This window comes from Acidovorax sp. GW101-11A03 (genome assembly GCF_059424825.1).
This window is the reverse complement of record NZ_JBWKZU010000072.1, coordinates 1-21,243: the sequence shown is the minus strand read 5'-3', so window position 1 is coordinate 21,243 and position 21,243 is coordinate 1. Positions and strand designations below refer to the sequence as shown.

Below are 21,243 nucleotides of genomic sequence, written 5' to 3'. Positions count from 1 at the left end.
TCAGTGGAACACCCTGGTCAATATTGAATTGGCACTTTGCGGTTTAGCTGGTCAAGATTGCATCGGCACCAACACCTCAACATCTTCTGAAATGAAGGCAGGTACAGCGATATCCCACGGGGATTCCGAGTCCTTCGTGATGGTGATGTCGCCCTTCTTCAGACTCAATCGTTCGATCTGAGCCTGTGTGGCAGTCGCAGACATGAAGTCAATCGACGCCGTGATCCTCTCGTTCTTGTAGGTATCGACGTAGTTGCACAGACGCACTGCCGCTTGCCCATCAACGCTGAGCTTGTCAACATTGCTGGGAATGACGTCAGACACTTCTTTCAAGCGTCGGTGATGCCAGCCAGGGGGCAAACTGGCAATGAGGTCCTCTTCGACGGAATGCGTCATCCCGCCACCCCCTTCAGCATTTCCAGAAATCGCTTCTCCATGGCCTCGATTTCGTGCTTGATTGCCTCACGGCTTCGCGGGGCCTCGTAGACGTAGAACTCGCGGTTAAAGTTGATCTCGCATCCCACGACGCCGATCTGGCCGTCCGACTCGTCAACCACACCAGTGTTGACCCAGGCATCGGGCCAGTGCGGCTTCACCTCAGCGCCGAAGTAGGCGTCAACACCGGCGGCCACGTCATTGCTGTGCTTCGCGACAAATGAGAACGGGATGTACTCGGAGTCGCGGAGGTCCGAATCCGACATCGGATTGCCCTTATCGTCGTTGACGATCTCGGCCTTCTTGTCGCGCACACCGAAGCCCTTGCGCAAGGCATCCAGAATCTTGCCCTTGAAGGCCGTTGCTTTGAGGGGGCGTCCAGCCGCCTTCTCTTCGGACACGAAGGTGGCGTCCATGGCCTTCAAGTCGGTCAGGACGGCTTCGGCGCTCAGATAGGTCTTCTCCCCCAGACGCTCGATCAAACGGTCCGCCAGGGCGAGAAGGTTCTGAGCTTCGATCGGCGTAGAGCCCTTCTTGTTCATCAGGCTCGCGACCCACGCTTGCTTTCGTTCCGCGGTCAGCTCGTAACGCAGGCGCAGCGGACGCTCGATAGTGACCTTGCGATAAAAGAAATGCGAAGTCGGCAGTACCTTCGCCTTGAGCTGGCGCACGCGGCCGCCGATGGGAGCCTGGTCTTTCCAATCGAACGCACTGAACTCGTGGTAAGCCTCCACGATGCGCCTCTGACAGTCGTCGCTCAGCTCGAAGCGCTTCTTGCCAAGGTTCTTCTTCATCAACACGCCCATGTTCGTGGCGTCGATGAGCAGGACCTTGTCCTTGCGCTCTGCAGGTTTGCGATTCGACATGAACCACAGGTACGTAGCGATGTTCGTGTTGTAGAACATGTCCGTGGGCAATGCCACGATCGCATCCAGATAGTCGTGCTCAAGGATGTAGCGCCGGATCTCGGATTCACCGCTGCCGGCGTCGCCGGTGAACAGAGGCGAACCGTTGTGGACCAGCCCGATGCGACCGCCGCCTTCGCCATTGATGAACGGGCGCATCTTCGAGATGGCATTCAGCTGGAACAGCATCTGGCCATCCGAGATGCGCGGCAAGCCAGGTCCAAAGCGGCCTGCTGCTCCCTTGGCATGCTCGCGTTCGACAGCCTCCTGAGCGGGCTTCCATTCCACTCCGTAGGGCGGGTTCGAGAGCTGGTAGTCGAAACGTTCATCCGGATGCTTGTCGCTCTCCAGCGTGTCGCCCACTGCGATGTCCGCGGGGTCCTGTCCGCGGATGAGCATGTCTGCCATGCAGATCGCGTACGTTTCGTCTTCGAGCTCCTGCCCGAAGAGTCGCAGCTTGGCGTTCGGGTTGAGCTGTCGAACTTTCTCCTCTGCCTCGGACAGCATGCCGCCGGTGCCAGCGGTCTGGTCGTACATCGTGCGAATGGCGCCAGCGACCGACAGGGCATCGTCGTCGCCGTCGAAGAGGATGTCGACCATCAGGTGAATTGCGTCGCGTGGCGTGTACTGCTCACCCGCCGGCGATGCGTCGTTGAACTTGCGAAGCAGTTCTTCGAACGCCTTGCCCATGTCGTGGGAGGAGACGGAGTACATGTCCATGGGAACGCGGCTGAATGCCTGCACCACGTGGAAGAGTCGCCCCTTCTCGCGCAGCTTGTCGACAGTGGCCATGAAGCTGAACTTCTCGAAGATGCGGCGGACGTTCGGCGAGAAGCCGTTGATCAGGTCCTCAATGTTGTCGCGCAGATCGTCAGGAGCTTCCAGAAGCCCCTTGATGGTGAAGGCCGAGTGGTTCCAGAACTGCACACCCGTGATGGGTGTGAGGAACATGCGCAGGTCGTAGCCCCTGGCGGAGATCTCTTTGTGCTTCGCGAGCACCGCTGCTTTCGTGGGCTGCAGCAGGCAGTCCAGCCGACGCAGAACCGTGAAGGGAAGGATGACGCGCCGGTACTCGGGCTCGCGAAATGCGCCGCGAAGGATTTCTGCAGTACGCCAGATCACATCCGCCGTATTCGTCTTGGCAAGAGCAAGCGCCTCGCGCAATGACGGCAGCATCTCCTTCACATACACAGCGAAGTTGTGCTTGCAGTTGGTCTTCCACGATGGCTGCATTCCTCGAAACGCAGCGATCTCTGCGACGATCTCTTGCGCCCGGACTGATGCACCCAATTCAGCCAGATCCTGCGACAGCGCTTCGAGGCGTTTGACCGCTTCCGTCTCTTGATCGTCGGTGGAAGGCTGAGCGAGCGTTCCGACGAGGTCCATGACTTCGTCGAAGGCGTCTTGGGCTGAGAGTTTGCGTGCCATTCAGTTCTGTTCCTTGTTCATTTCGAAGACTTCGCGGACTTCCGCGGAGCCTTGGGAAGCTTGCCTGCCTTCATGGTGGCAGAGCGTTCTGGTTGTGCCGGGCGTATCCGTCCTGGCCGGTAGTCACTGGCGTCGACCTCAAATTTCGGGAAGCCGAGGCGCTGCAGCAAGACTGCCACCGTCGATAGGGATGCAAAAGTTCTAGGACCACCACGGGAACTTGCCAGCACCGCCTTCCGTTCACCGAAATGAACCTCGAGGGCATAGCCTCCGGCCTGGCCTAACGCGACTACGTGCGAGATCACGCGAGCTGCGATCAGCTCGCGCAGGGGCGCCTCTTGCAGGAGGGCTACCGCGTGGTCGTTGGGTTTTGGCTCTGGTACTTCCATGGTTCTATCCACCTCACGTGCGTTCACAGCATTTTGATGCCATAAGCACCCAGGTCATAGTGCACTTTATATGAAATGCAAAGCTAAAACATTCATTACGTGTCGCAAGCAGTGCGTTTATTTCGGCATATCTGTGGGGCTGCATCACAAGATCAACCATGCGATGGCCCCCGCAGTTGTTGTCATGGGCTGTTGGGACAGATCGGAGTAGTCAGGTAGAGCTTCACCGTATCTGCGCCAGTAATCTGGATTGCGCTGCGACCACGCCTGCTGCACGGCGCGCTGGTTGATCCGGTAGCCGGGATCGGACTGGAGCTTGGCCCGTTGCCATTCGCGTTTACGGGCGCGTTGGCAGCGAGGTGGGGTGCAGAAGGTTTGATTGGGAACTTGCGGGCGAGGCTCAAAGGGTTCGCCGCAACAGGCGCAGGGTCGGGTAATCGTGGGGTCGCCATGCGAAAACTGCATGAACCCCATGGCGGCGATAGTGCGCACGAGGGTGCCAGTCAATATCTGCGCCCATTCGCACCCAACCCACCAAGACGCCGGTTGCGCCTTGGAGAGGCCCGCGTCCGACCGCTTGTCGACTTTGATCAGAGTTGCACCCAACCTGTTTAGGATTTGGTCCTAACTATGTGTTTGCCCACCGGGCGAAATCTCTCTGGCCCATCAGGGGGTCCTTTTTTTGGACGAACTCCCGGAATTCCCCAGGGCCGCGCTGGAGGCGCTGCGCGAACCGCTGGAGACCGGGCACATCACCATCGCCCGCGCCGCGCAGCGCGCGGAGTTTCCGGCGCGCTTTCAGATGATTGCGGCCATGAACCCCTGCCCCTGCGGGTTTCTGGGCTCCACGCAGCACGCGTGCCGCTGCACACCCGACCAGGTGAACCGCTACCAGGCCAAGCTCAGCGGCCCGCTGCTGGACCGCATCGACCTGCATGTGGAGGTGCCCGCCCTGCCCGCCGAACAGCTGGTGCAGGCCCCGGCGGGTGAATCCACCACCGCCGTGCGCATGCGGGTCGAGCAGGCCCGCCAGCGCGCACTCGCCCGCCAGGGCAAGGCCAACCAGGCGCTGCAGGGCCAGGAGATCGACGCCCACCTGCAGCTGCAGGACGCGGCAGCGAAGTTCCTGAACACCGCTGCCGCCCGCCTGGGCTGGTCGGCGCGCAGCACCCACCGCGCGCTCAAGGTGGCCCGCACCATTGCCGACCTGGCAGGCGCTGCCGACACCGAGGTGGGCCATGTGGCCGAGGCCGTGCAGTACCGCCGCGTGCTGCGCCACTCCGCCTGAGGCGCACGCCACGGGTGCGCCGCTGCGGGTTTTCACCCTTTGCCAACTATCATTTTTATAGCTAAATAGGCAATACAGACAGGCGCAGACGGCTGATTTGAATCAAATTTTCTGCTGTCTTGCACCCATCTCCAACCTGCGCCGCCACAATCGCCCCATGCCCAGCCCCCGCACATCCAAGAAGACCGCCGCCGCCACGCTCGACACCCCTGCCACGCCCGCGCCTGAATCGGTGGACACCGGGTTTCTGCGCACCCTGGTGGGCTACAACGCGCGGCGCGCGTCGCTGGCCGTGATCGAGGTGTTCATGGAGCGCATGGCGGTGTACCGCCTCAAGGTGGTGGATTTTTCGGTGCTGTCGCTGGTGGCGCACAACCCGGGCGTGACCTCGCGCCAGCTGTGTGTGACGCTGGGCGTGTTGCCACCCAACCTGGTGGGCCTGGTGGCTGCGCTGGAGCGGCGCGGCCTGATCGAGCGCCGCCCCCACCCCAGCGACGGCCGCGCCATGGGCCTGCACCTGACGCCCGCCGGTGTGGAGCTGACGGCCCAGGCCGAGCAGACCGCCGCGCAGCTGGAGGTGGACGCCACCGCCGGCCTCACGGCCACCGAGCGCAAAACTCTGATCCGCCTGCTGCAGAAGGTCTACGCCCGCGACGGGGCCTGATAAAGAAAAAAAGGGCGCTGCAGCCAGCGCCCCCGGGTCCTTGTTTTTTGTGCACGGTCTGGGGCCGCTTCTGCGCCCCGTTTACTAGTCTGAGGCTGCCTGCGACACCGCTTCAGACTTCGCGGCCATGGCCGCCGCCAGTCCACCCCACTTTTCGTGGAACAGGCCCGCGTCCATGGTCCTCACATTGCGCATGATCGGCTTGAAGCCCATGTGCGCCAGCACGTCGCGCTCCAGGTCGATGCCGGGCGCAATCTCGGTCAGCTCCAGGCCTTCGGTGGTCAGGTGGAACACGGCGCGTTCGGTGACGAAGAGCACGTTCTGCTCCCGCTGGGCAGCATCCAGCCCGTTGAAGGTGATCTGCTCGACCTTCTCGATGAACTTGCGCGAGCGGCCTTCCTTCACGATGGTGAGCTGGCCGTCGGCCACCTTCACCTCCAGGCCCCCCGCCGTGAAGGTGCCGCAGAACACCAGGTTCTTGGTGGCGCGCGTGATGTTCACAAAACCACCGCAGCCCACAGGCCGACCGTTGAACTTGCTCACGTTCACGTTGCCGTGGTTGTCCGCCTGCGCCAGGCCCAGGAAGCTCGCGTCCAGCCCGCCGCCATCGTAGAAGTCGAACTGCAGCGACTGCTCGATGATCGCGTCGGCGTTGTAGGCCGTGCCGAAGTCGCCCAGCTGCGCCGGGATGCCGCCGGTGATGCCGCTTTCCACGCTCAGGGTGAACTGGTCCGCCACGCCCTCTTCCGCCGCCACCGACGGCACACCGGCCGGGATGCCAATGCCCAGGTTGGTGATGGCACCCGGCTTCAGCTCCAGCGCGGTGCGGCGTGCGATGACCTTGCGTTCGTCCAGTGCCATGGGCGCCAGCGAGTTCACCGGCACGCGCACATCGCCACACAGCGCGGCGTTGAACTGCGTGGTGATGGTCTGCATGTGGTTCTCGGGCTGGCTGACCACCACGTAGTCCACCGACACGCCGGGCACCTTGACCGACTTGGGGTGCAGGCTGCCCGCCTTCACGATGCGCTCCACCTGCGCGATCACGATGCCGCCGCAGGCCTTCGCCGCGTGGGCGATGTTGATCTGCTCCAGCAGCACGCCTTCTTTGTCGAGCGTGAGGTTGCCGTTCTCGTCGGCCAGCGTGCCGCGGATGATGGCCACATCAACCTTGGGCGCAGGGTAGAACAGCCATTCCTCGCCGTTGAATTCGACGAGCTTGACCAGGTCTTCGGTGGACTTGCTGTTGAGCTTGCCGCCTTCGATGCGCGGGTCTACAAACGTGCCCAGGCCCACCTTGGTCAGCAGCCCGGGGCTGCGGCTGGCAATGTGGCGCGTGAGGTGCGACAGGCTGCCCTGCGGGAAGTTGTAGGCCTCCACCTCGCCGTCAAACACCATCTTCATCATCTCGGCGCCCGTCTGGCCAAAGTGGCCGGCCACGGTGCGCTTGATCATGCCGGGGTGGGCAAAGTGCACCATGCCCGCGTCCTTGCTGTTGCCAATGGCGCCGCAGGCCCAGGTGGTCACGTTCTTCGGGCTGCCGTGGTCGAGGAAGTTTTTCTCGATGCCCTTGAGCACTTCCTCGGGCAGGCTGGAGACGGCCAGACCGCCCAGAAAGATGGTGGCGTTGTCGGGGATCAGGGCCCCGGCCTGGGCTGCGGTGATGATTTTCATGGTGCTGTGCTCGTACAAGAAGATGGGAGACTGGATTACGCGTCGGTGTTCTCAATCAGCAGCGCAATGCCCTGACCGCCGCCCACGCAGGCGCTGGAGATGCCGTAGCGCAGGCCACGGCGGCGCAGTTCGCGCGCCAGCGTCACGGTCAGGCGCACGCCGGTGGCGGCCAGCGGGTGACCCAGGGCAATGGCGCCGCCGTTCACGTTGAGCTTGTTGAGGTCCAGCCCCAGTTCGCGACCGACGGCCAGGGTCTGTGCGCCCTGGGCTTCGTTGATTTCGAACAGGCCGATGTCATCCAGCGTGAGGCCGGTGCGTGCCAGCAGCGCGCGGATGGCCGGGGCCGGGCCGATGCCCATGTACTCGGGCGCCACACCCACGGCCGCCACGCCGCGTAGGCGCGCCAGCGGCTTCAAGCCGCGTTGCTGCACATAGGCGTCGCTGGCCACCACGGCGCCCACTGCGCCATCGACCAGGGCCGAGCTGTTGCCCGCCGTCTGCACACCACCAGGGTACACAGTGCGCAGGCCCGCCAGCGCCTCCACCGGCGAGGGGCGTGGGTGGGTGTCGCGGTCCAGCTGCGCCACCTTGCGGGGCAGCGTGATGCCGCGCGTGGCGTAGCCTTCCAGTTCAAACTTCTCGCTGGTCACTGGCACGATCTCGCCCGCCAGAAAGCCATCTTCCTGCGCCTTGAGCGCGCGGGCGAAGGATTGCGATGCGTAGGCGTCCACGTCTTCGCGCGTAATGCCGTACTTCTTGGCCAGGTTCTCGGCCGTCTCGATCATCGTCACGGGGCCGGCCGTGTCGATCAACGCCTCCATCAGGAAGTCCTTGAACTCTACCGGCGCGCCCAGCTTGAAGCCCGTGCGATGCGTGTAGGCCGCAATCGGGTTGCGCGTCATGGACTCGGTGCCCACCACCAGCGCCACATCGGTGTAGCCCAGCGCAATCTGGTCGGCCGCTTGGCGGAACAGCTCAAAGCCCGTGCCGCAAATGCGCTGCACCAAGATGGAGGGCACTTCCAAGGGAACGCCCGCATACAGGCCGATGTGGCGCGGCAACACATAGGCGTCAAAGTCCGCCTGCGCCATGGAGCCGGTGATGACCGAGCCCACATCGGTAGCGGGCACGCCGCTCTTCTCCAGCACGGCACGCGCCACCTTGATGCCCATGTCGGTGGGCGACACATGGCCCAGTGCGCCGCAGTAGTCCACCAGCGGCGTGCGCACGCCGTCCACGAGCCAGGCGTTCAGGGGGGCAGAGAAGGAGTTGGTTGCTGCGGTCATGTTCAGGCCTTGGAGGTGGTTTTGCTGTCGGTCACGCGGATCACCGTGGCGTAGCCCGTGTCGCCCGCCGCGCAGCCGGTGAACAAGCCCACGCCGCCGCCGCGCAGCACCAGCTCTTCGATGAGTTCGATGATGGCGCGCATGCCGGTGGGTGCCTGGGGGTGGCCCCAGATGATGGAACTGCCGTAGTTGTTCATGCGCTCCCAGGCAAAGCCGGTGTCGCGCGCCAGGGCGATGTCGTTCACGGCAAAGGGGTTGTGCGTCTTGATGGCCACCACGTCGCTGATGGACAGGCCCGCATGCTTGAGCGCGTTGAATGCGGCAGGCGACGGCGCCATGGGCATGTAGCCCGCCTCCACGCGCGCCATGCCAAAGCCCAGGATCTCCACTTCGATGCCGGGGTCGGTGGCCACGGCGCGCGCGCGTTCGCGGGTGGTGACAATGGCACCCGCGTTGCCATCGGCCGGGTGCGTCTGGCCGCCAAAGGTCACCGTGCCGCCTTCCTTCACGGGCTTGAGCTTGGCCAGGCCCTCGGCCGTGGTCGGGAAGATGCCTTCGTCGGTGCTCAGCGTGCCCGTCTGCTTGCGGAACTTGGAGTCGGTGACGGGCACATCGGCCATGTAGCGCTTCTGGAAGGCGCGGTCGTTGGCCAGCGCCTCCTGGTACTGGTGGTAGCGGTGCAGCTTGAGGGCGTGCTGCTCTTCGGTGCTGATGCCATAGCGCGCGGCCACGTTCTCGCCGGTCTGCAGCATGGGGTTCTTGGCATACGGGTCGTGGCCCATGTTGTCGGGCACCCAGTGCTCGGTGATGCCGTAGCCGCCGGTGCCACTCGAATCCGGGTAGTACACCACCGGGCCGTTGGACTGGCGGTCAGCCATCACCAGCAGCGCGCTGGTGGCCGTGCCGCACGCCACCTCCTGCGCGGCCATCTGCAGCGCGCGCACGCTGGTGGCGCAGGCCTGCTGCACCGTGGGGCCCGCCACGCGGTCGATGCCCATCAGGCCCGTGACCCAGGGCAGGCCATAGAAGCTGCCCTTTTGCGGGTTGGTGATCCCGAGGATAGCCAAGTCTACCGCCGCCAGGTCGTAGCCGCGCGCAGCGAGCGCCTGCTTGCCCACGGCGGCCGCCAGCGGCAGCGCGTTGAGGTTGGCCAGCGTGCCCTGCCACTTGGCAAACGGGGACGACCAGTAGATACCGTAGGGGATGAAGGCGTTCATGGCAGATCCTTGGCAGCGGTTGAGAGGCAATTTTAGTTATTTATCATAACCAAATGACAATCCCGAAAAGCTAGGGAAACCCCCTAGCAAAGACCGGCTTGATGGCCTTGTTTTAGTTATTTTTAATAACCATAATTTCTCCAACTCACTCACACCACCATGACCAAGACCTCCGACATCTCCCTAGAAATCCGTGGCGAACGCGAGGAAATCGCGGTCATCCGGCTCACCCGCCCCGCCAAGCGCAATGCGCTCAACGACGGACTGATCCTGGCGCTGCGCGACGTGATGGACAACCTGCCCGCCAGCGTGGGCGCCGCCGTGATCGACGGCGAGGGCGAGCACTTCTGCTCGGGCCTCGACCTCTCGGAGCTGAAAGAGCGCGACGCGGGCCAGGGCCTGCACCACTCGCGCATGTGGCATGCGGCGCTGGACCGCGTGCAGTTCGGCCCCGTGCCCGTGGTGGCGGCGCTGCACGGCGCGGTGGTGGGCGGCGGGCTGGAGCTGGCCAGCGCCTGCCACATCCGCGTGGCGGACGAGACAACCTTCTATGCGCTGCCCGAAGGCTCGCGCGGCATCTTTGTGGGCGGCGGCGGCGCGGTGCGCATTCCGCGCCTGATCGGCACGGCGCGCATGACCGACATGATGATGACCGGCCGCGTCTACAACGCGGTGGACGGCGAAAAGGTGGGCTTTGCACAGTACCTCGTGCCCAACGGCACGGCGTTTGATAAGGCCTTCGAGCTGGCCCAGCGCATTGCGCAGAACGCCCCACTGACCAACTACGCACTGATGCACGCCCTGCCCCGCATTGCCGAGCAGCCCGCCGACCAGGGACTGATGGCCGAAGCCATGATGGCCGCCATTGCCCAGAGCGCGCCCGAGGCCAAGGCCCGCGTGCGCGCCTTCCTGGACGGCAAGGCCGCCAAGGTCAAGAAACAAGACTGAGCAGAACGCCTTCCGTTCACGCGCCAGCACCAGCCCCGAGACAAGCTCCATGACGGCAAACCTCCCCTCCCCCCGCTACCGGCCGCTGCGCTTTGGCGTGACCGAGGTCACCACCCGCCAGGGCGACAACGGCGTGGTCTATGTGCGCGCCACCCAAGACCTGCAGCCCCACCCCGTGCGCCTGACCGACCGCCTGGCGCACTGGGCGCAGACGACGCCCGACCGCACCTGGATGGCCCAGCGCGTGAAAAACGCCGACGGCAGCCTGGGCGACTGGCGCCACATCAGCTACCGCGAGGCATGGGACAGCGCACGCCGCATTGCCCAAGCCCTGCTGGACCGCAAGCTCAGCACCGACCGCCCCGTGGCCATCCTGAGCGAAAACGACCTGGACCACGCCCTGCTGTCGCTGGGCTGCCTGGTGGCCGGTGTGCCGCAGTGCACGGTGTCGTCGGCCTACTCCACCGTGAGCAAGGACTACGACAAGCTGCGCCACGCCATCGACACCCTCACGCCCGGCCTGGTGTTTGCGAGCAATGCCGAGCGCTATGCCGCCGCCATCAACGCCACCGTGGGCACCGACGTGCATGTGGTGCTGGGCCAGGGCACGCTGCCGGGCCGCAACACCACGCCCTTCAGCGCGCTGCTGGCCACCGAGGCGACACCCGCTGTGGACGCCGCACACGCCGCCATCACGGGCGAGAGCATTGCCAAGTTCATGTTCACCTCGGGCTCTACCAAGGCGCCCAAGGCGGTGATCATCACGCACGGCATGTGGGCCGCCAACCTGCAGCAGATGAACCAGTCCATGCCCGTGCTGGTGGAGCAGGACCTGGTGCTAGTGGACTGGCTGCCTTGGAACCACACCTTTGGCGGCAACCACAACTTCGGCATCGTCATCTACAACGGCGGCACGCTGTACCTGGACGAAGGCAAGCCCACGCCCGCCGGTATGGTCGAGACCATCCGCAACCTGCGCGAGATCGCGCCCACGGTGTACTTCAACGTACCCACGGGATTCGAGGTGATCGCGCACACCATGAAGACCGACGACCAGCTGCGCAAGAACCTGCTCAGCCGCGTGCAGATGTTCTTCTTTGCCGCCGCCGCACTCTCGCAGCCCATCTGGGACTCGCTGTTTGAAAGCGCCGAGCGCGAAGTGGGCGAGCGCATCGTGATGAACACCGGCCTGGGCATGACCGAGGGCTGCCCCTTCTGCGTGGCCGTGAACAGCCCCAACGTGCAGGCGGGCGACATCGGCGTGCCCACGCCGGGGCTGGAGCTGAAGCTGGTGCCCGTGGATGGCAAGACCGAGGTGCGTTATCGCGGCCCCAACATCACCCAAGGCTACTGGCGCAATGCCGAGGCCACGCGCGAGGCGTTCGACGAAGAAGGCTTCTACTGCTCGGGCGACGCCGTGAAGTGGATCGACGAGAACGACCTGAACAAGGGCCTGAAGTTTGACGGCCGCATTGCCGAAGACTTCAAGCTCAGCACCGGCACCTTTGTGAGCGTGGGCCCGATGCGTGCCAAGGTCATCGCCGCCTGCGCGCCCTATGTGCAGGACGCGGTCATCACCGGCATCAACCTCAAGGAGGTGGGCGCGCTGCTGATCCCCACGCAAAGCATCCGCGCACTGGCGGGCCTGCCGGACGGCGCCAGCCTGCAGCAGGTGCTGGAGAGCGCGCCCGTGCAACAGCACTTCCAGAAAGTGATCAACCAGCTGGCCGCGCAGGCCACCGGCAGCGCCACGCGCGTGGCCCGCGCCCACCTGATGGCCGAGCCGCCTTCGCTGGACAAGGGCGAGATCACCGACAAGGGTTCCATCAACCAGCGCGTCGTGCTCAAGCACCGCGCCAACCTGGTGAACGCGCTGCACGACGGCAGCCTGCCGTTCACCCTCGTTCCCCAACATTGAACCGAAGCAACAAGGACACCACCATGCAGATTCAAGGACAAGCCGCCCTCGTGACCGGCGGCGCATCGGGCCTCGGTGAAGCCACCGCACGCGCACTGGCCGCCCAGGGCGCCAAGGTCGCCGTGCTGGACCGCAATGCCGAGCTGGCCGAGAAGGTCGCTGCAGACATCAATGGCATCGCCTGCCCCTGTGACATCACCGACCCCGCCAGCGTGCAGGCCGCCATCGACAAGGCAGCCGCCGCCCACGGCCCCGCGCGCATCCTGATGAACGTGGCTGGCATCGGTAGCGCCAAACGCGTGGTGCAGCGCGACGGCAGCGCCGCGCCGCTGGAAGACTTCGTGCGCGTGGTCAACATCAACCTGATCGGCACCTACAACGTGAGCCGTCTGTTTGCCGCCGCCTGCAGCAAGCTCGACGTGCTGGACAACGGCGAGCGCGGCGTGATGATGTTCACCGCCTCCGTCGCCGCCTTTGACGGCCAGGTGGGCCAGCAGGCCTACAGCGCCTCCAAGGCGGGCCTTGCGGGCATGACGCTGCCCATGGCACGCGACCTGGCACAGCACGCGATCCGCGTGTGCACCGTGGCGCCCGGCCTGTTTGCCACGCCGCTGATGAAGGAACTGCCCGAAGCCGTGCAGCAGTCGCTGGCCGCCAGCATCCCCTTCCCGCCGCGCCTGGGTAAGCCCGAGGAGTTTGCCGAGCTGGCCTGTCACATCGTGACCAACGGGCACCTGAATGGCGAAGTCATCCGCCTGGACGGCGCCCTGCGCATGGCACCACGCTGATCCATTTTTCTTTTCACCGCCCTCAGAGCTTTCAACGACACACAGGAGACAACACCATGACCATCACCCGCCGACAACTCGTCCAGGCCTTTGGCGCCAGCGCCGCGCTGGGCGCCCTGCATCCCTTTGCTGCCCACGCCCAGGTGGAGCAAGTGAAGGTGTACTTCGGCTTCCCCGCTGGCAGCTCGGGCGACACCGTGGCCCGCCGCGTGGCAGAAAAATGGGGCGGCAGCGCCTTCAGCAAGAACGCGGGTGTGGTGGAAAACAAGCCCGGCGCGGGCGGCCGCATTGCGCTGGAGACGCTGAAGGCCGCGCCCGCCGACGGCTCGGTGCTGGCGCTGGCGCAGGTCTCGGCCATTGCCAACTACCCGCACATCTACAGCAAGATGAACTACACCGACAAGGACTTCGCGCCCGTGTCGATTGCCGCCGTGATGCACCACGGCCTGGCCGTGGGCCCCATGGTGCCCGCCAGCGTGAAGAACGTGAAGGACTTTCTGGCCTGGGCCAAGGCCAACCCCAAGGACGCGAGCTACGGCTCGCCCGGTGCGGGCTCCACGCCCCACTTCCTGGGCGCGCTCTTGGGCATCAACAGCGGTGTGGACCTGCGCCATGTGCCCTACCGAGGCTCCATCCCTGGCGTGACGGACGTGGTGGGCGGGCAGGTCGCCGCCATGGTCACGCCGCACGGTGACTTCATCGCCAACTACAAGGCAGGCAAGCTGCGCATCCTGGCCACCTCGGGCCCCAAGCGCTCGCAGTATGTGCCCGACGTGCCCACGTTTGCCGAGCAAGGCTTCCCTGAGCTGACCACCGAGGAATGGTTTGGCTTCTACGCCCCGGCCGCCACGCCCAAGCCGGTGATTTCCGCTGCGAACGCTGCCATCAATGCCGCGCTGAAGGAAAAGTCGGTCATCGACAGCCTGGCCATCGTGGGCCTGATGCCCCACGGCTCGACGCCCGAAGAGCAAGCCCGCTGGCAGAAGGCCGAGTACGACACCTGGGGCCCGCTGATCAAGAAGATTGGCTTTACTGCAGATTCTTGAGCTCCCCCTGAGGCGCTGGCGCGCCTTCCCCCCTGAGGGGGGGGACGCCGCCAGCGCGCCGGTATCGACGCACAGCGGGCGCAACCCTCGCCCCACCCGTTCGGGCTGAGCCTGTCGAAACCAGGGCGCACACGGCCACCCGGTTTCTTCCGGCGAAATTTGAAAGAAAAAAGCCGTTACCGCGCGTCCATCAAGCGCCGATAGCTATCAAATCAAGAGCAAACTATGCAAGCACGCCAGGCCCTCACCGACATCCAGTTCCTGCTGACCGAGGTGCTGCAGGCCCCCGCGCAGTGGCAGGCGCTGGCGCCGTTCGGGGACACCGATGGCGAGCTGGCTGCGCAGGTGCTGGAGGAAGCCGCCAAGTTTGTGGACAGCGCCGTGGCGCCGCTGCAGCGCACGGGCGACGAGGTGGGTTGCCGGTTTGACGCAGGCCAGGTGCACACGCCACCCGGCTTCCGCGACGCCTACCAGGCCTTCTGGCAAGGCGGCTGGCCCGCGCTGGCCTGCGCGCCCGAGGACGGCGGACAGGGCCTGCCGGCGGTGCTCGAATGTGTGCTGTTTGAATGGCTGGCCGGTGCCAACCATGGCTGGACCATGGCGCCCGGCCTGCTGCATGGCGCGTACGAATGCATCAAGCACCACGCCAGCGATGCCCTGAAGGCCCAGTACCTGGAAAAGGTGGCCACCGGTGAATGGCTGGCCACCATGTGCCTGACCGAAGCCCACGCGGGTAGCGACCTGGGCCTGGTGCGCACACGCGGTGTGCCGCAGCCCGACGGCAGCGCGCGGGTGAACGGCAGCAAGATTTTTATCTCCGGCGGCGAACACGACCTGACGGACAACATCGTGCACCTGGTGCTGGCGCGTTTGCCCGATGCACCGGCGGGCCCCAAGGGGCTGTCGCTGTTTCTGGTGCCCAAGGTGCTTCAGGACGGCAGCCGCAATGCGGTCGTTTGCGAACGCATCGAAGAAAAGATGGGCCTGCACGGCAGCCCCACCTGCGTGATGCGCTTTGACGACGCCACCGGCTGGCTGGTGGGCGAGCCCAACAAGGGCCTCAACGCCATGTTCGTGATGATGAACGCCGCCCGCCTGCATGTGGGCCTGCAAGGCATCGGCCTGCTGGAGGCCGCATGGCAAAAGGCCAGCGCCTACGCCGCAGAGCGCCGCCAGATGCGCGCCCCCGGCGCCACGGACACCAGCCTCATCCAGGACCACCCCGCCATCCGCCGCACGCTGCACACCCAGCGCGCCTGGATCGACGGCGGCCGCGTGCTGGCCTACCACACGGCCCTGCAGCTCGATGTGGCCAAACACAGCACCGACGCCGCTGCGCGCGCCGCCGCGCAGCGCTGGTGTGCGCTGGTCACGCCCGTGCTCAAGGCCGCGCTCACCGACCAGGGCTTCCACGGCGCCAGCGCCTGCCTGCAGGTGTTTGGCGGGCATGGCTACGTGAGCGAATGGGGCATCGAACAGATCGTGCGCGACGCGCGCGTGGCCATGATCTACGAGGGCACCAACGAGATCCAGGCGATCGACCTGCTGGTGCGCAAGGTGCTGGCCGACGGCGGCCAGGGCCTGGCCGCGCTGCTGGCCACGCTGCCCGGCGCAGCGCCCAGCCCTGCAGCCAGCGCACGCCGCCATGCGCTGGTCGAGATCACACAAACCCTGGCGATTGCCGCGCAGACCGACCCCGAACTGCCCTACTGGGTGGCCGATGACTACCTGCGCGCCGTGGCGCTGGTGCTGCTGGACTGGGCCTGGGGCGAGATCAGCGCCGTGGCCCAGGATGAGCGCTGGAGCACCCCGGCCCAGGCACTGGCCCAGTGGGTGCTGCCCGAGTTCGAGATGCGCGCGGCCATGCTGCGCCAGCGCATTGCCCAGGCACTGGAAATCAAGCCAAAAATGGCCGCTACCGCCTGATGGATAAGCACCTATAGCTACATAAATAGTAGCAACACCCATCTGAACGATCTCCCTCCCACAGCGTGTTGAGGCCGCGCTGCGGGATTCCTTGCGCCTCAAAAAAACCGGAGACAACAGCATGAACTTCAGAAGAAAAAAGTCAGGAATGCGTGCACACCCCCAGTCCCGAGCCTCTCGGGCGACCCTAGCGGCCATGGCAGCGTTGCCCGCCGCACTGCTTGTCGCCTGCGGCGGATCGTCCGAACCCGGATTGCCCCAGCTGGCAGCCGCCACACCGGGCGCCTTGCAGTCGTGCAGCGAGCTGGCGACGCGCATCAACTTCCCCAACACCACGATCACCGCCGCCAACCCGATTGCAGAAGGCACGCTGACCGTCGCAGGCACGGCAGTGCGCGCGCACTGCCAGATCACCGGCAAGATGCACCAGCGTGTGAGCTCGGTGGACGGCAAGAGCTACGCCATCGGCTTTGAAATGCGCCTTCCCAACACCTGGAACGGCCGCTTCTTCTACCAGGGCAACGGGGGCATCGACGGCAACATCGTTGCAGCCACGGGCGCCGTCAACGGCGGGGCGGGTTTGAACAACGCCTTGAACATGGGCTTTGCCGTCATCAGCTCCGACGCGGGCCACGAAGCCGCCATGGGCCCCAACTTCGGCATCGACCCGCAGGCACGGCTGGACTACGGCTACCAGGCCGTGGCCAAACTCACCCCCATGGCCAAGAGCGCCATCCAGACCGCCTATGGCAAGGGCCCCGACCGTTCGTACTTTGGCGGCTGCTCCAACGGCGGGCGCCACACCATGGTGGCCGCGTCGCGGTTTGCCGACCAGTACGACGGCTACCTGGTGGGCAACCCCGGCTTCAACCTGCCCAAGGCGGCCATCGCCAACATTGCCAGCGGCAAGATCTATGCGTCGCTGGCCAGCACGCCTGGCGACCTGTCCACCGGCTTCACCACGGCCGAGCGCGCGCTGGTCTCCAACGCCGTGCTGGCCAAGTGCGATGCGCTGGATGGCAGCACCGACGGGCTGGTGCAGGACACCGGCGCCTGCCAGGCCGCTTTCAACCTGCAACGCGACGTGCCCACCTGCAGCGGCGGCCGCGACGGCACCTGCCTGTCTGCCGACCAGAAGGCAGGCATTGCCAAGATCTTCAGCGGCCCCACCACCAGCGCGGGCAACAAGATCTACACCAGCTTCCCCTACGACGCAGGGCTGGCAGGCGCGGGCTATGGCTTCTGGGAGTTCACGGCACCGCTGGTGCTGGACTCGGGCGGCGTGGGCCTGATCTGGTCGGTGCCACCCGAAGACCCCGCCACCTTCAACGGCCCCGTGTTCGCCTTGACCGGCAACGTGGACACCATGCTGGCCCGCGTGAACGCCACCAGCGCCGTGTACACCGAAAGCGCCATGTCGTTCATGACACCGCCCAACCCCAGCAACCTGTCGGCCATGAAGAACCGGGGCGCCAAGATGATGGTCTACCACGGCACCAGCGACCCGATCTTCTCCAGCGACGACACCACCGCCTGGTATGACAGCGTGCGCGCCGCCAACAACGGCGACGCCAGCAACTTCGCCCGCTTCTACCGCGTGCCCGGCATGAACCACTGCTCCGGCGGCCCCGCCACCGACCAGTTCGACATGCTGACCCCGCTGGTGAACTGGGTGGAAAAGGGAGAAGCCCCCGCCACCGTGCTGGCCAGCGTGCGCGGCAAGGGCAACGCTGCCGGCGCCAACGCCGACGTGCCCGCCAGTTGGTCGGCCACCCGCACCCGCCCCCTGTGCCCTTACCCCCAGGTCGCACGCTACAACGGCACGGGTGACATCGAAAGCGCCAGCAGCTTCAGCTGCAAGTAGCGCGCCCAGGCCCTGGCCCCTGCGGCCCGGGCCTTTTTTCTTGGGGTGTGCCCCCCCTCGCCCAGAGCGCGGGGCACACCCTCCACCCTTCGGAGACCCGCATGCCACACCCCCTCCCGCGCCCCCTCCCCCTGTCGGCCATGGCGATTGCCCTGGTCGGCAGCGCCACGCTGCTGGCGGGCTGCGCCAGCGCACCGCGCACCACGCCCCCACCGCAGCTCGGCGCCGCCACACCCGCCACGCTGAAAAACTGCACCGCGCTGGCCCAGAGCCTTGCGCTGCCCAACACGCGCATCACCTCGGCAGAAATGGTGGCCGAAGGCCCGATCACCCTGCAGGGCAACACCACCCAGGCGCCCGCGCACTGCCTCGTCAAAGGCAAGATGAAAGAGCGCACCGGCCCCGTGGACGGCGCCAGCTACGCCATCGGTTTTGAGATCCGTCTGCCCGTCCACTGGAACGGCCGCTTTCTGCACCAGGCCAACGGCGGGCTGGACGGCAGCGTGGTGACCGCGCTCGGCGCGGTGAGCGGCGCTGCGCCCGTGGCCCCCGGCTTGGTGCAAGGCTTTGCCGTGCTCAGCTCTGACGCGGGGCACGGCGCGCCCACGCCCTTCTTCGGGCTGGACCCCCAGGCCCGGCGCGACTATGGCTACCAGGCCGTGGGCACCCTCACGCCCATGGCCAAAGACCTGATCAAGGGCGCCTACGGCAAGGGCCCCGACCGCTCGTACATCGCCGGCTGCTCCAACGGCGGGCGCCACGCCATGGTGGCCGCATCGCGCTATGCCGACCAGTACGACGGCGTGCTGGCGGGCAACCCCGGCTTCAGCCTGCCCAAGGCTGCCACCGCGCAGCTGTGGAAGGCCCAGCAGTACGCCAAAGTGGCCACCAAGGACGCCAACGGCCAGCCCGACCTGACCAAGGCCGTGAGCCCCGCCGAGTTCCAGCTCATCGGCCGCAAGATCGTGGAGCGCTGCGACGCGCTGGACGGCGCCACCGACGGCCAGGTGAACGACGTGCAGGCCTGCCAGGCCGCATTCAACCTGCAGCGCGACGTGCCCACCTGCACTGCTGCCAATACCGCGCGGGATGGATCGTGCATCTCTGCCGAGCAAAAGAACGTGCTGGCCAGCATCTTTGCCGGGCCCCAAAACAGCAAGGGCGAAGCCCTGTACACCGGCACCTGGTTCGACCCCGGCGTGGCAGGCAGCAACTTTGCGTTCTGGCACTTCAACGCCCCCACCACGCGCGACGCGGGTGCCGTGGCCTTCTTGTTCACCACCCCGCCCTCCACGCTAGACGCCTTCAAGGCCACCACCGGCCTGCAGTACGCAATGAACTTCAGCATGGACGCGGACTACCCGAAGATGTTCGCCACCACGCCGGTCTACACCGAGTCATCCTGGTCGTACATGACGCCCCCCAACGCGGCTGACCTGAGCGCCCTGCGCAACCGGGGCGCCAAGATGATGGTCTACCACGGCGTGGCCGACGGCGTGTTCTCGCCCATCGACACCGCGAACTGGATGGACCGCGTGCAGGCAACCCACGGCGGCAAGGCCGACGACTTTGCCCGCCTGTACCTGGTGCCCGGAATGAACCACTGCTCCGGCGGCCCCGCCACCGACCAGTTCGATATGCTGGCCCCGCTGGTGGCGTGGGTGGAACAGGGCAAGGCGCCCGACAGCGTGACGGCGAACGCGCGTGGCGCGGGGGCCAAGGTGGTCAACGCCGAACTGCCTGCCAGCTGGTCTGCCAACCGGACACGGCCGTTGTGCGTGTACCCCAAGGTGGCGCGGTACAACGGGACGGGGGATGTGGAGAGTGCGGGCAGTTTTAGCTGCAAGTGAGGGAGGTTTGAAAGTGGGAAGCCCGGCTAGTGCCGGGCTTTTTGTTTGTGTCTGGGGGTTGCTGGGAGACCTTTTTAATGAGCAGCAGCCACTAACTTTGATACAGGCGACTGGCTATATACCCGACCGCTTTAGCACTTAGCTAAGCCGCATTTCGCCCGAAGTATGGGAGCTTGTTACTTGCGTGTGCCATGTCGACGTTTACCGAAGTCAAAATCCGGTAAGTCTTGGGAAGTCTGCGCGGTCGTACCGCCCCGGGCATCTCGATGGTCAATTCATTTGCGCTCGGATTCCATCGTGCGAGGGGACAAGGCTTGTGAACTTCGTCGGGAAAGAAGGCAAGTGGAATGCCTGCGATGCGCTGCGCCAACCTTTCGAACACGGAGTTGAGTGAATCGTCACGCGTTCTCGGTGCTTGTTGATTGCTGTCAGGAACAACGCGGCGAATGACTTCAGAGAGCTCTGAACTAACAAAGTACAGATTCCAAAAGTGCAGGAGCATGTCTCGCGCAAACGAAAAACCGGAGTTTCCGTCTGGATGAACACGTACAGAGGGACCAAGGGCACCAGAACTCTGAACATCGCAAACGTAGTAGCCAGCTCTAACATCTTCGAGATGATGCAGGTACATGAACGAAAGCTCAGCTTGGTTGTGTTTGAGCGAATTGACAACCGCCCCGATATGGTTCTGCACATAAGGCCGTACACGAGATCTGAAATCAGACCACCCAGGAACTTTGGATCGGTCCAAAAAATGCGTATCGAGCAAAGGGTCGCTTGTCCCTTTTGAGGGAACCAGTGCTCGTATGCATCCATACGAGGCGTCTAAATGTTCGTAGAGTGAGAAGAGCAGTGCACGATAAGCCGTGATGATGTCGGGAAGCGAATCATCCTTCTGCGTAATAGCGAATGTCCATTGGAATTTTTCGACCTTGTCGAGGACGTCGTGCCATTGGCTACCCACGAGGCTTAGAGATCGCGAATAAAGCGACTTCGGATGTCGACGATTGTGGGCGGTGTGGTGGAGAAGTGAATCCGGTAAGGCGAGGATTGCGTCCATCGCCTCTGGCAAAACGCTTCCATGACGGAACGTTGATCTTGTGATGCGCATGATTTTTGAGCCTAAGGCATGGCCGTTTCGGGTGTCAAATCCATAAAAAATGCTTGCAGTGGGAAACCCTAGTACGCATTTGAATTTCGGCATGCTTCAAATGGCGCAGTAACAGCGCCGCCCCCCATCAGGCACTTTACTGGGACGCACTCCGCAGCTCAAAACGGCAACCCCACATAGTTCTCCGCCAGCAACCCCAGCGCTTTCTCAGAAGAGAACAGATACGCTAAGTCGGTGTCCTGCAGCTTCTGGTCGTAGGCCAGCGAATCGGGGAAGGTGTGCAGCATGGTCGGCATCCACCACGACAAGCGCTGGCCCTTTCACACGCGGGCCAGCACCTTCTCGATGTATTTGTCGAGGCCGGTGCTGTGGCCATTCTGGTAGTGGGCCACCATGGCGTACTGCAGTTAGATAGAAGTCCGATGCCCTGCGAGCCTGTCAGATGTTTTGTGTGTGAGGCATAGCATGTCAACAAGGAGCATGAATGCCACGCAAGACGAAGACAA

The 21,243-nt window shown here is 64.7% G+C and carries 16 protein-coding genes and 1 pseudogene; 9 read left to right on the top strand and 8 right to left on the bottom strand.

The window, feature by feature from the left end:
• Positions 1-51 precede the first annotated feature (51 nt).
• From AC07Z7_RS21695 to AC07Z7_RS21685, 3 genes are read right to left on the bottom strand one after another with little or no spacing between them, the layout of a single operon-like run.
• Positions 52-396 carry a hypothetical protein gene (locus tag AC07Z7_RS21695; RefSeq protein ID WP_494767630.1) on the bottom strand — a complete coding sequence of 115 codons (345 nt, stop codon included), beginning with the start codon at positions 394-396 and terminating at the stop codon, positions 52-54.
• On the bottom strand, positions 393-2,768 hold the full coding sequence (locus AC07Z7_RS21690) for a type I restriction-modification system subunit M (protein ID WP_494767629.1): 2,376 nt from the start codon (positions 2,766-2,768) through the stop codon (positions 393-395). Before AC07Z7_RS21690 ends, AC07Z7_RS21695 begins: the two co-directional genes overlap by 4 nt.
• A 17-nt stretch (positions 2,769-2,785) precedes the next feature.
• Complete coding sequence (locus AC07Z7_RS21685; RefSeq protein WP_494767628.1) at positions 2,786-3,157, bottom strand: ParC-related protein; 372 nt, start codon at positions 3,155-3,157, stop codon at positions 2,786-2,788.
• A 643-nt stretch (positions 3,158-3,800) separates the two neighbouring features.
• On the opposite strand from AC07Z7_RS21685, the pseudogene AC07Z7_RS21680 reads away from it, so the two are divergent.
• Both AC07Z7_RS21680 and AC07Z7_RS21675 read left to right on the top strand, forming a co-directional pair.
• Positions 3,801-4,445: pseudogene (locus tag AC07Z7_RS21680) on the top strand (ATP-binding protein); the annotation flags it as partial.
• 157 nt (positions 4,446-4,602) lie between these two features.
• The gene (locus tag AC07Z7_RS21675; protein ID WP_494767627.1) at positions 4,603-5,109 is read left to right on the top strand and encodes a MarR family winged helix-turn-helix transcriptional regulator; all 507 of its coding nucleotides are present in this window, start codon (positions 4,603-4,605) and stop codon (positions 5,107-5,109) included.
• 84 nt (positions 5,110-5,193) lie between these two features.
• On the opposite strand, the gene AC07Z7_RS21670 is transcribed toward AC07Z7_RS21675, so the two are convergent.
• The 3 genes from AC07Z7_RS21670 to AC07Z7_RS21660 are packed head-to-tail and all read right to left on the bottom strand — an operon-like array spanning position 5,194 to position 9,286.
• Positions 5,194-6,783, bottom strand: a complete 1,590-nt coding sequence (locus AC07Z7_RS21670; RefSeq protein WP_494767626.1) for an acyl CoA:acetate/3-ketoacid CoA transferase — start codon at positions 6,781-6,783, stop codon at positions 5,194-5,196.
• Positions 6,784-6,818: 35 nt separating this feature from the next.
• Entirely contained in the window at positions 6,819-8,069 is a 1,251-nt protein-coding gene (locus tag AC07Z7_RS21665; protein WP_494767625.1) for a thiolase family protein, read from the bottom strand.
• Positions 8,070-8,071: 2 nt separating this feature from the next.
• Positions 8,072-9,286, bottom strand: coding sequence for a thiolase family protein (locus AC07Z7_RS21660; protein WP_494767624.1), 1,215 nt, complete (start codon positions 9,284-9,286; stop codon positions 8,072-8,074).
• A 159-nt stretch (positions 9,287-9,445) separates the two neighbouring features.
• On the opposite strand from AC07Z7_RS21660, the gene AC07Z7_RS21655 reads away from it, so the two are divergent.
• From AC07Z7_RS21655 to AC07Z7_RS21625, 7 genes are all read left to right on the top strand, one after another.
• A complete protein-coding gene (locus AC07Z7_RS21655; protein WP_494767623.1) occupies positions 9,446-10,234 on the top strand; it encodes a crotonase/enoyl-CoA hydratase family protein in 789 nt (262 codons plus the stop codon).
• A gap of 49 nt (positions 10,235-10,283) precedes the next feature.
• The gene (locus AC07Z7_RS21650) at positions 10,284-12,152 is read left to right on the top strand and encodes a feruloyl-CoA synthase (protein ID WP_494767622.1); all 1,869 of its coding nucleotides are present in this window, start codon (positions 10,284-10,286) and stop codon (positions 12,150-12,152) included.
• Between the two features lie 23 nt (positions 12,153-12,175).
• Positions 12,176-12,940, top strand: coding sequence for an SDR family NAD(P)-dependent oxidoreductase (locus AC07Z7_RS21645; RefSeq protein ID WP_063461073.1), 765 nt, complete (start codon positions 12,176-12,178; stop codon positions 12,938-12,940).
• 56 nt (positions 12,941-12,996) lie between these two features.
• Complete coding sequence (locus AC07Z7_RS21640; RefSeq protein ID WP_494767621.1) at positions 12,997-13,986, top strand: Bug family tripartite tricarboxylate transporter substrate binding protein; 990 nt, start codon at positions 12,997-12,999, stop codon at positions 13,984-13,986.
• A 225-nt stretch (positions 13,987-14,211) separates the two neighbouring features.
• Positions 14,212-15,912: an acyl-CoA dehydrogenase family protein gene (locus AC07Z7_RS21635; protein ID WP_494767620.1), complete on the top strand. Its 1,701-nt coding sequence runs from the start codon at positions 14,212-14,214 to the stop codon at positions 15,910-15,912.
• A gap of 196 nt (positions 15,913-16,108) precedes the next feature.
• Positions 16,109-17,776 carry a tannase/feruloyl esterase family alpha/beta hydrolase gene (locus AC07Z7_RS21630; RefSeq protein ID WP_252661290.1) on the top strand — a complete coding sequence of 556 codons (1,668 nt, stop codon included), beginning with the start codon at positions 16,109-16,111 and terminating at the stop codon, positions 17,774-17,776.
• A 101-nt stretch (positions 17,777-17,877) separates the two neighbouring features.
• Positions 17,878-19,626, top strand: a complete 1,749-nt coding sequence (locus AC07Z7_RS21625) for a tannase/feruloyl esterase family alpha/beta hydrolase (RefSeq protein WP_494767619.1) — start codon at positions 17,878-17,880, stop codon at positions 19,624-19,626.
• 142 nt (positions 19,627-19,768) lie between these two features.
• Here the strand turns inward: AC07Z7_RS21625 and AC07Z7_RS21620 are convergent, their stop codons facing one another.
• Together AC07Z7_RS21620 and AC07Z7_RS21615 are read right to left on the bottom strand one after the other, a co-directional pair.
• Entirely contained in the window at positions 19,769-20,830 is a 1,062-nt protein-coding gene (locus AC07Z7_RS21620) for a hypothetical protein (RefSeq protein WP_494767618.1), read from the bottom strand.
• Between the two features lie 65 nt (positions 20,831-20,895).
• Entirely contained in the window at positions 20,896-21,024 is a 129-nt protein-coding gene (locus AC07Z7_RS21615) for a hypothetical protein (RefSeq protein ID WP_494767617.1), read from the bottom strand.
• Positions 21,025-21,243 lie beyond the last annotated feature (219 nt).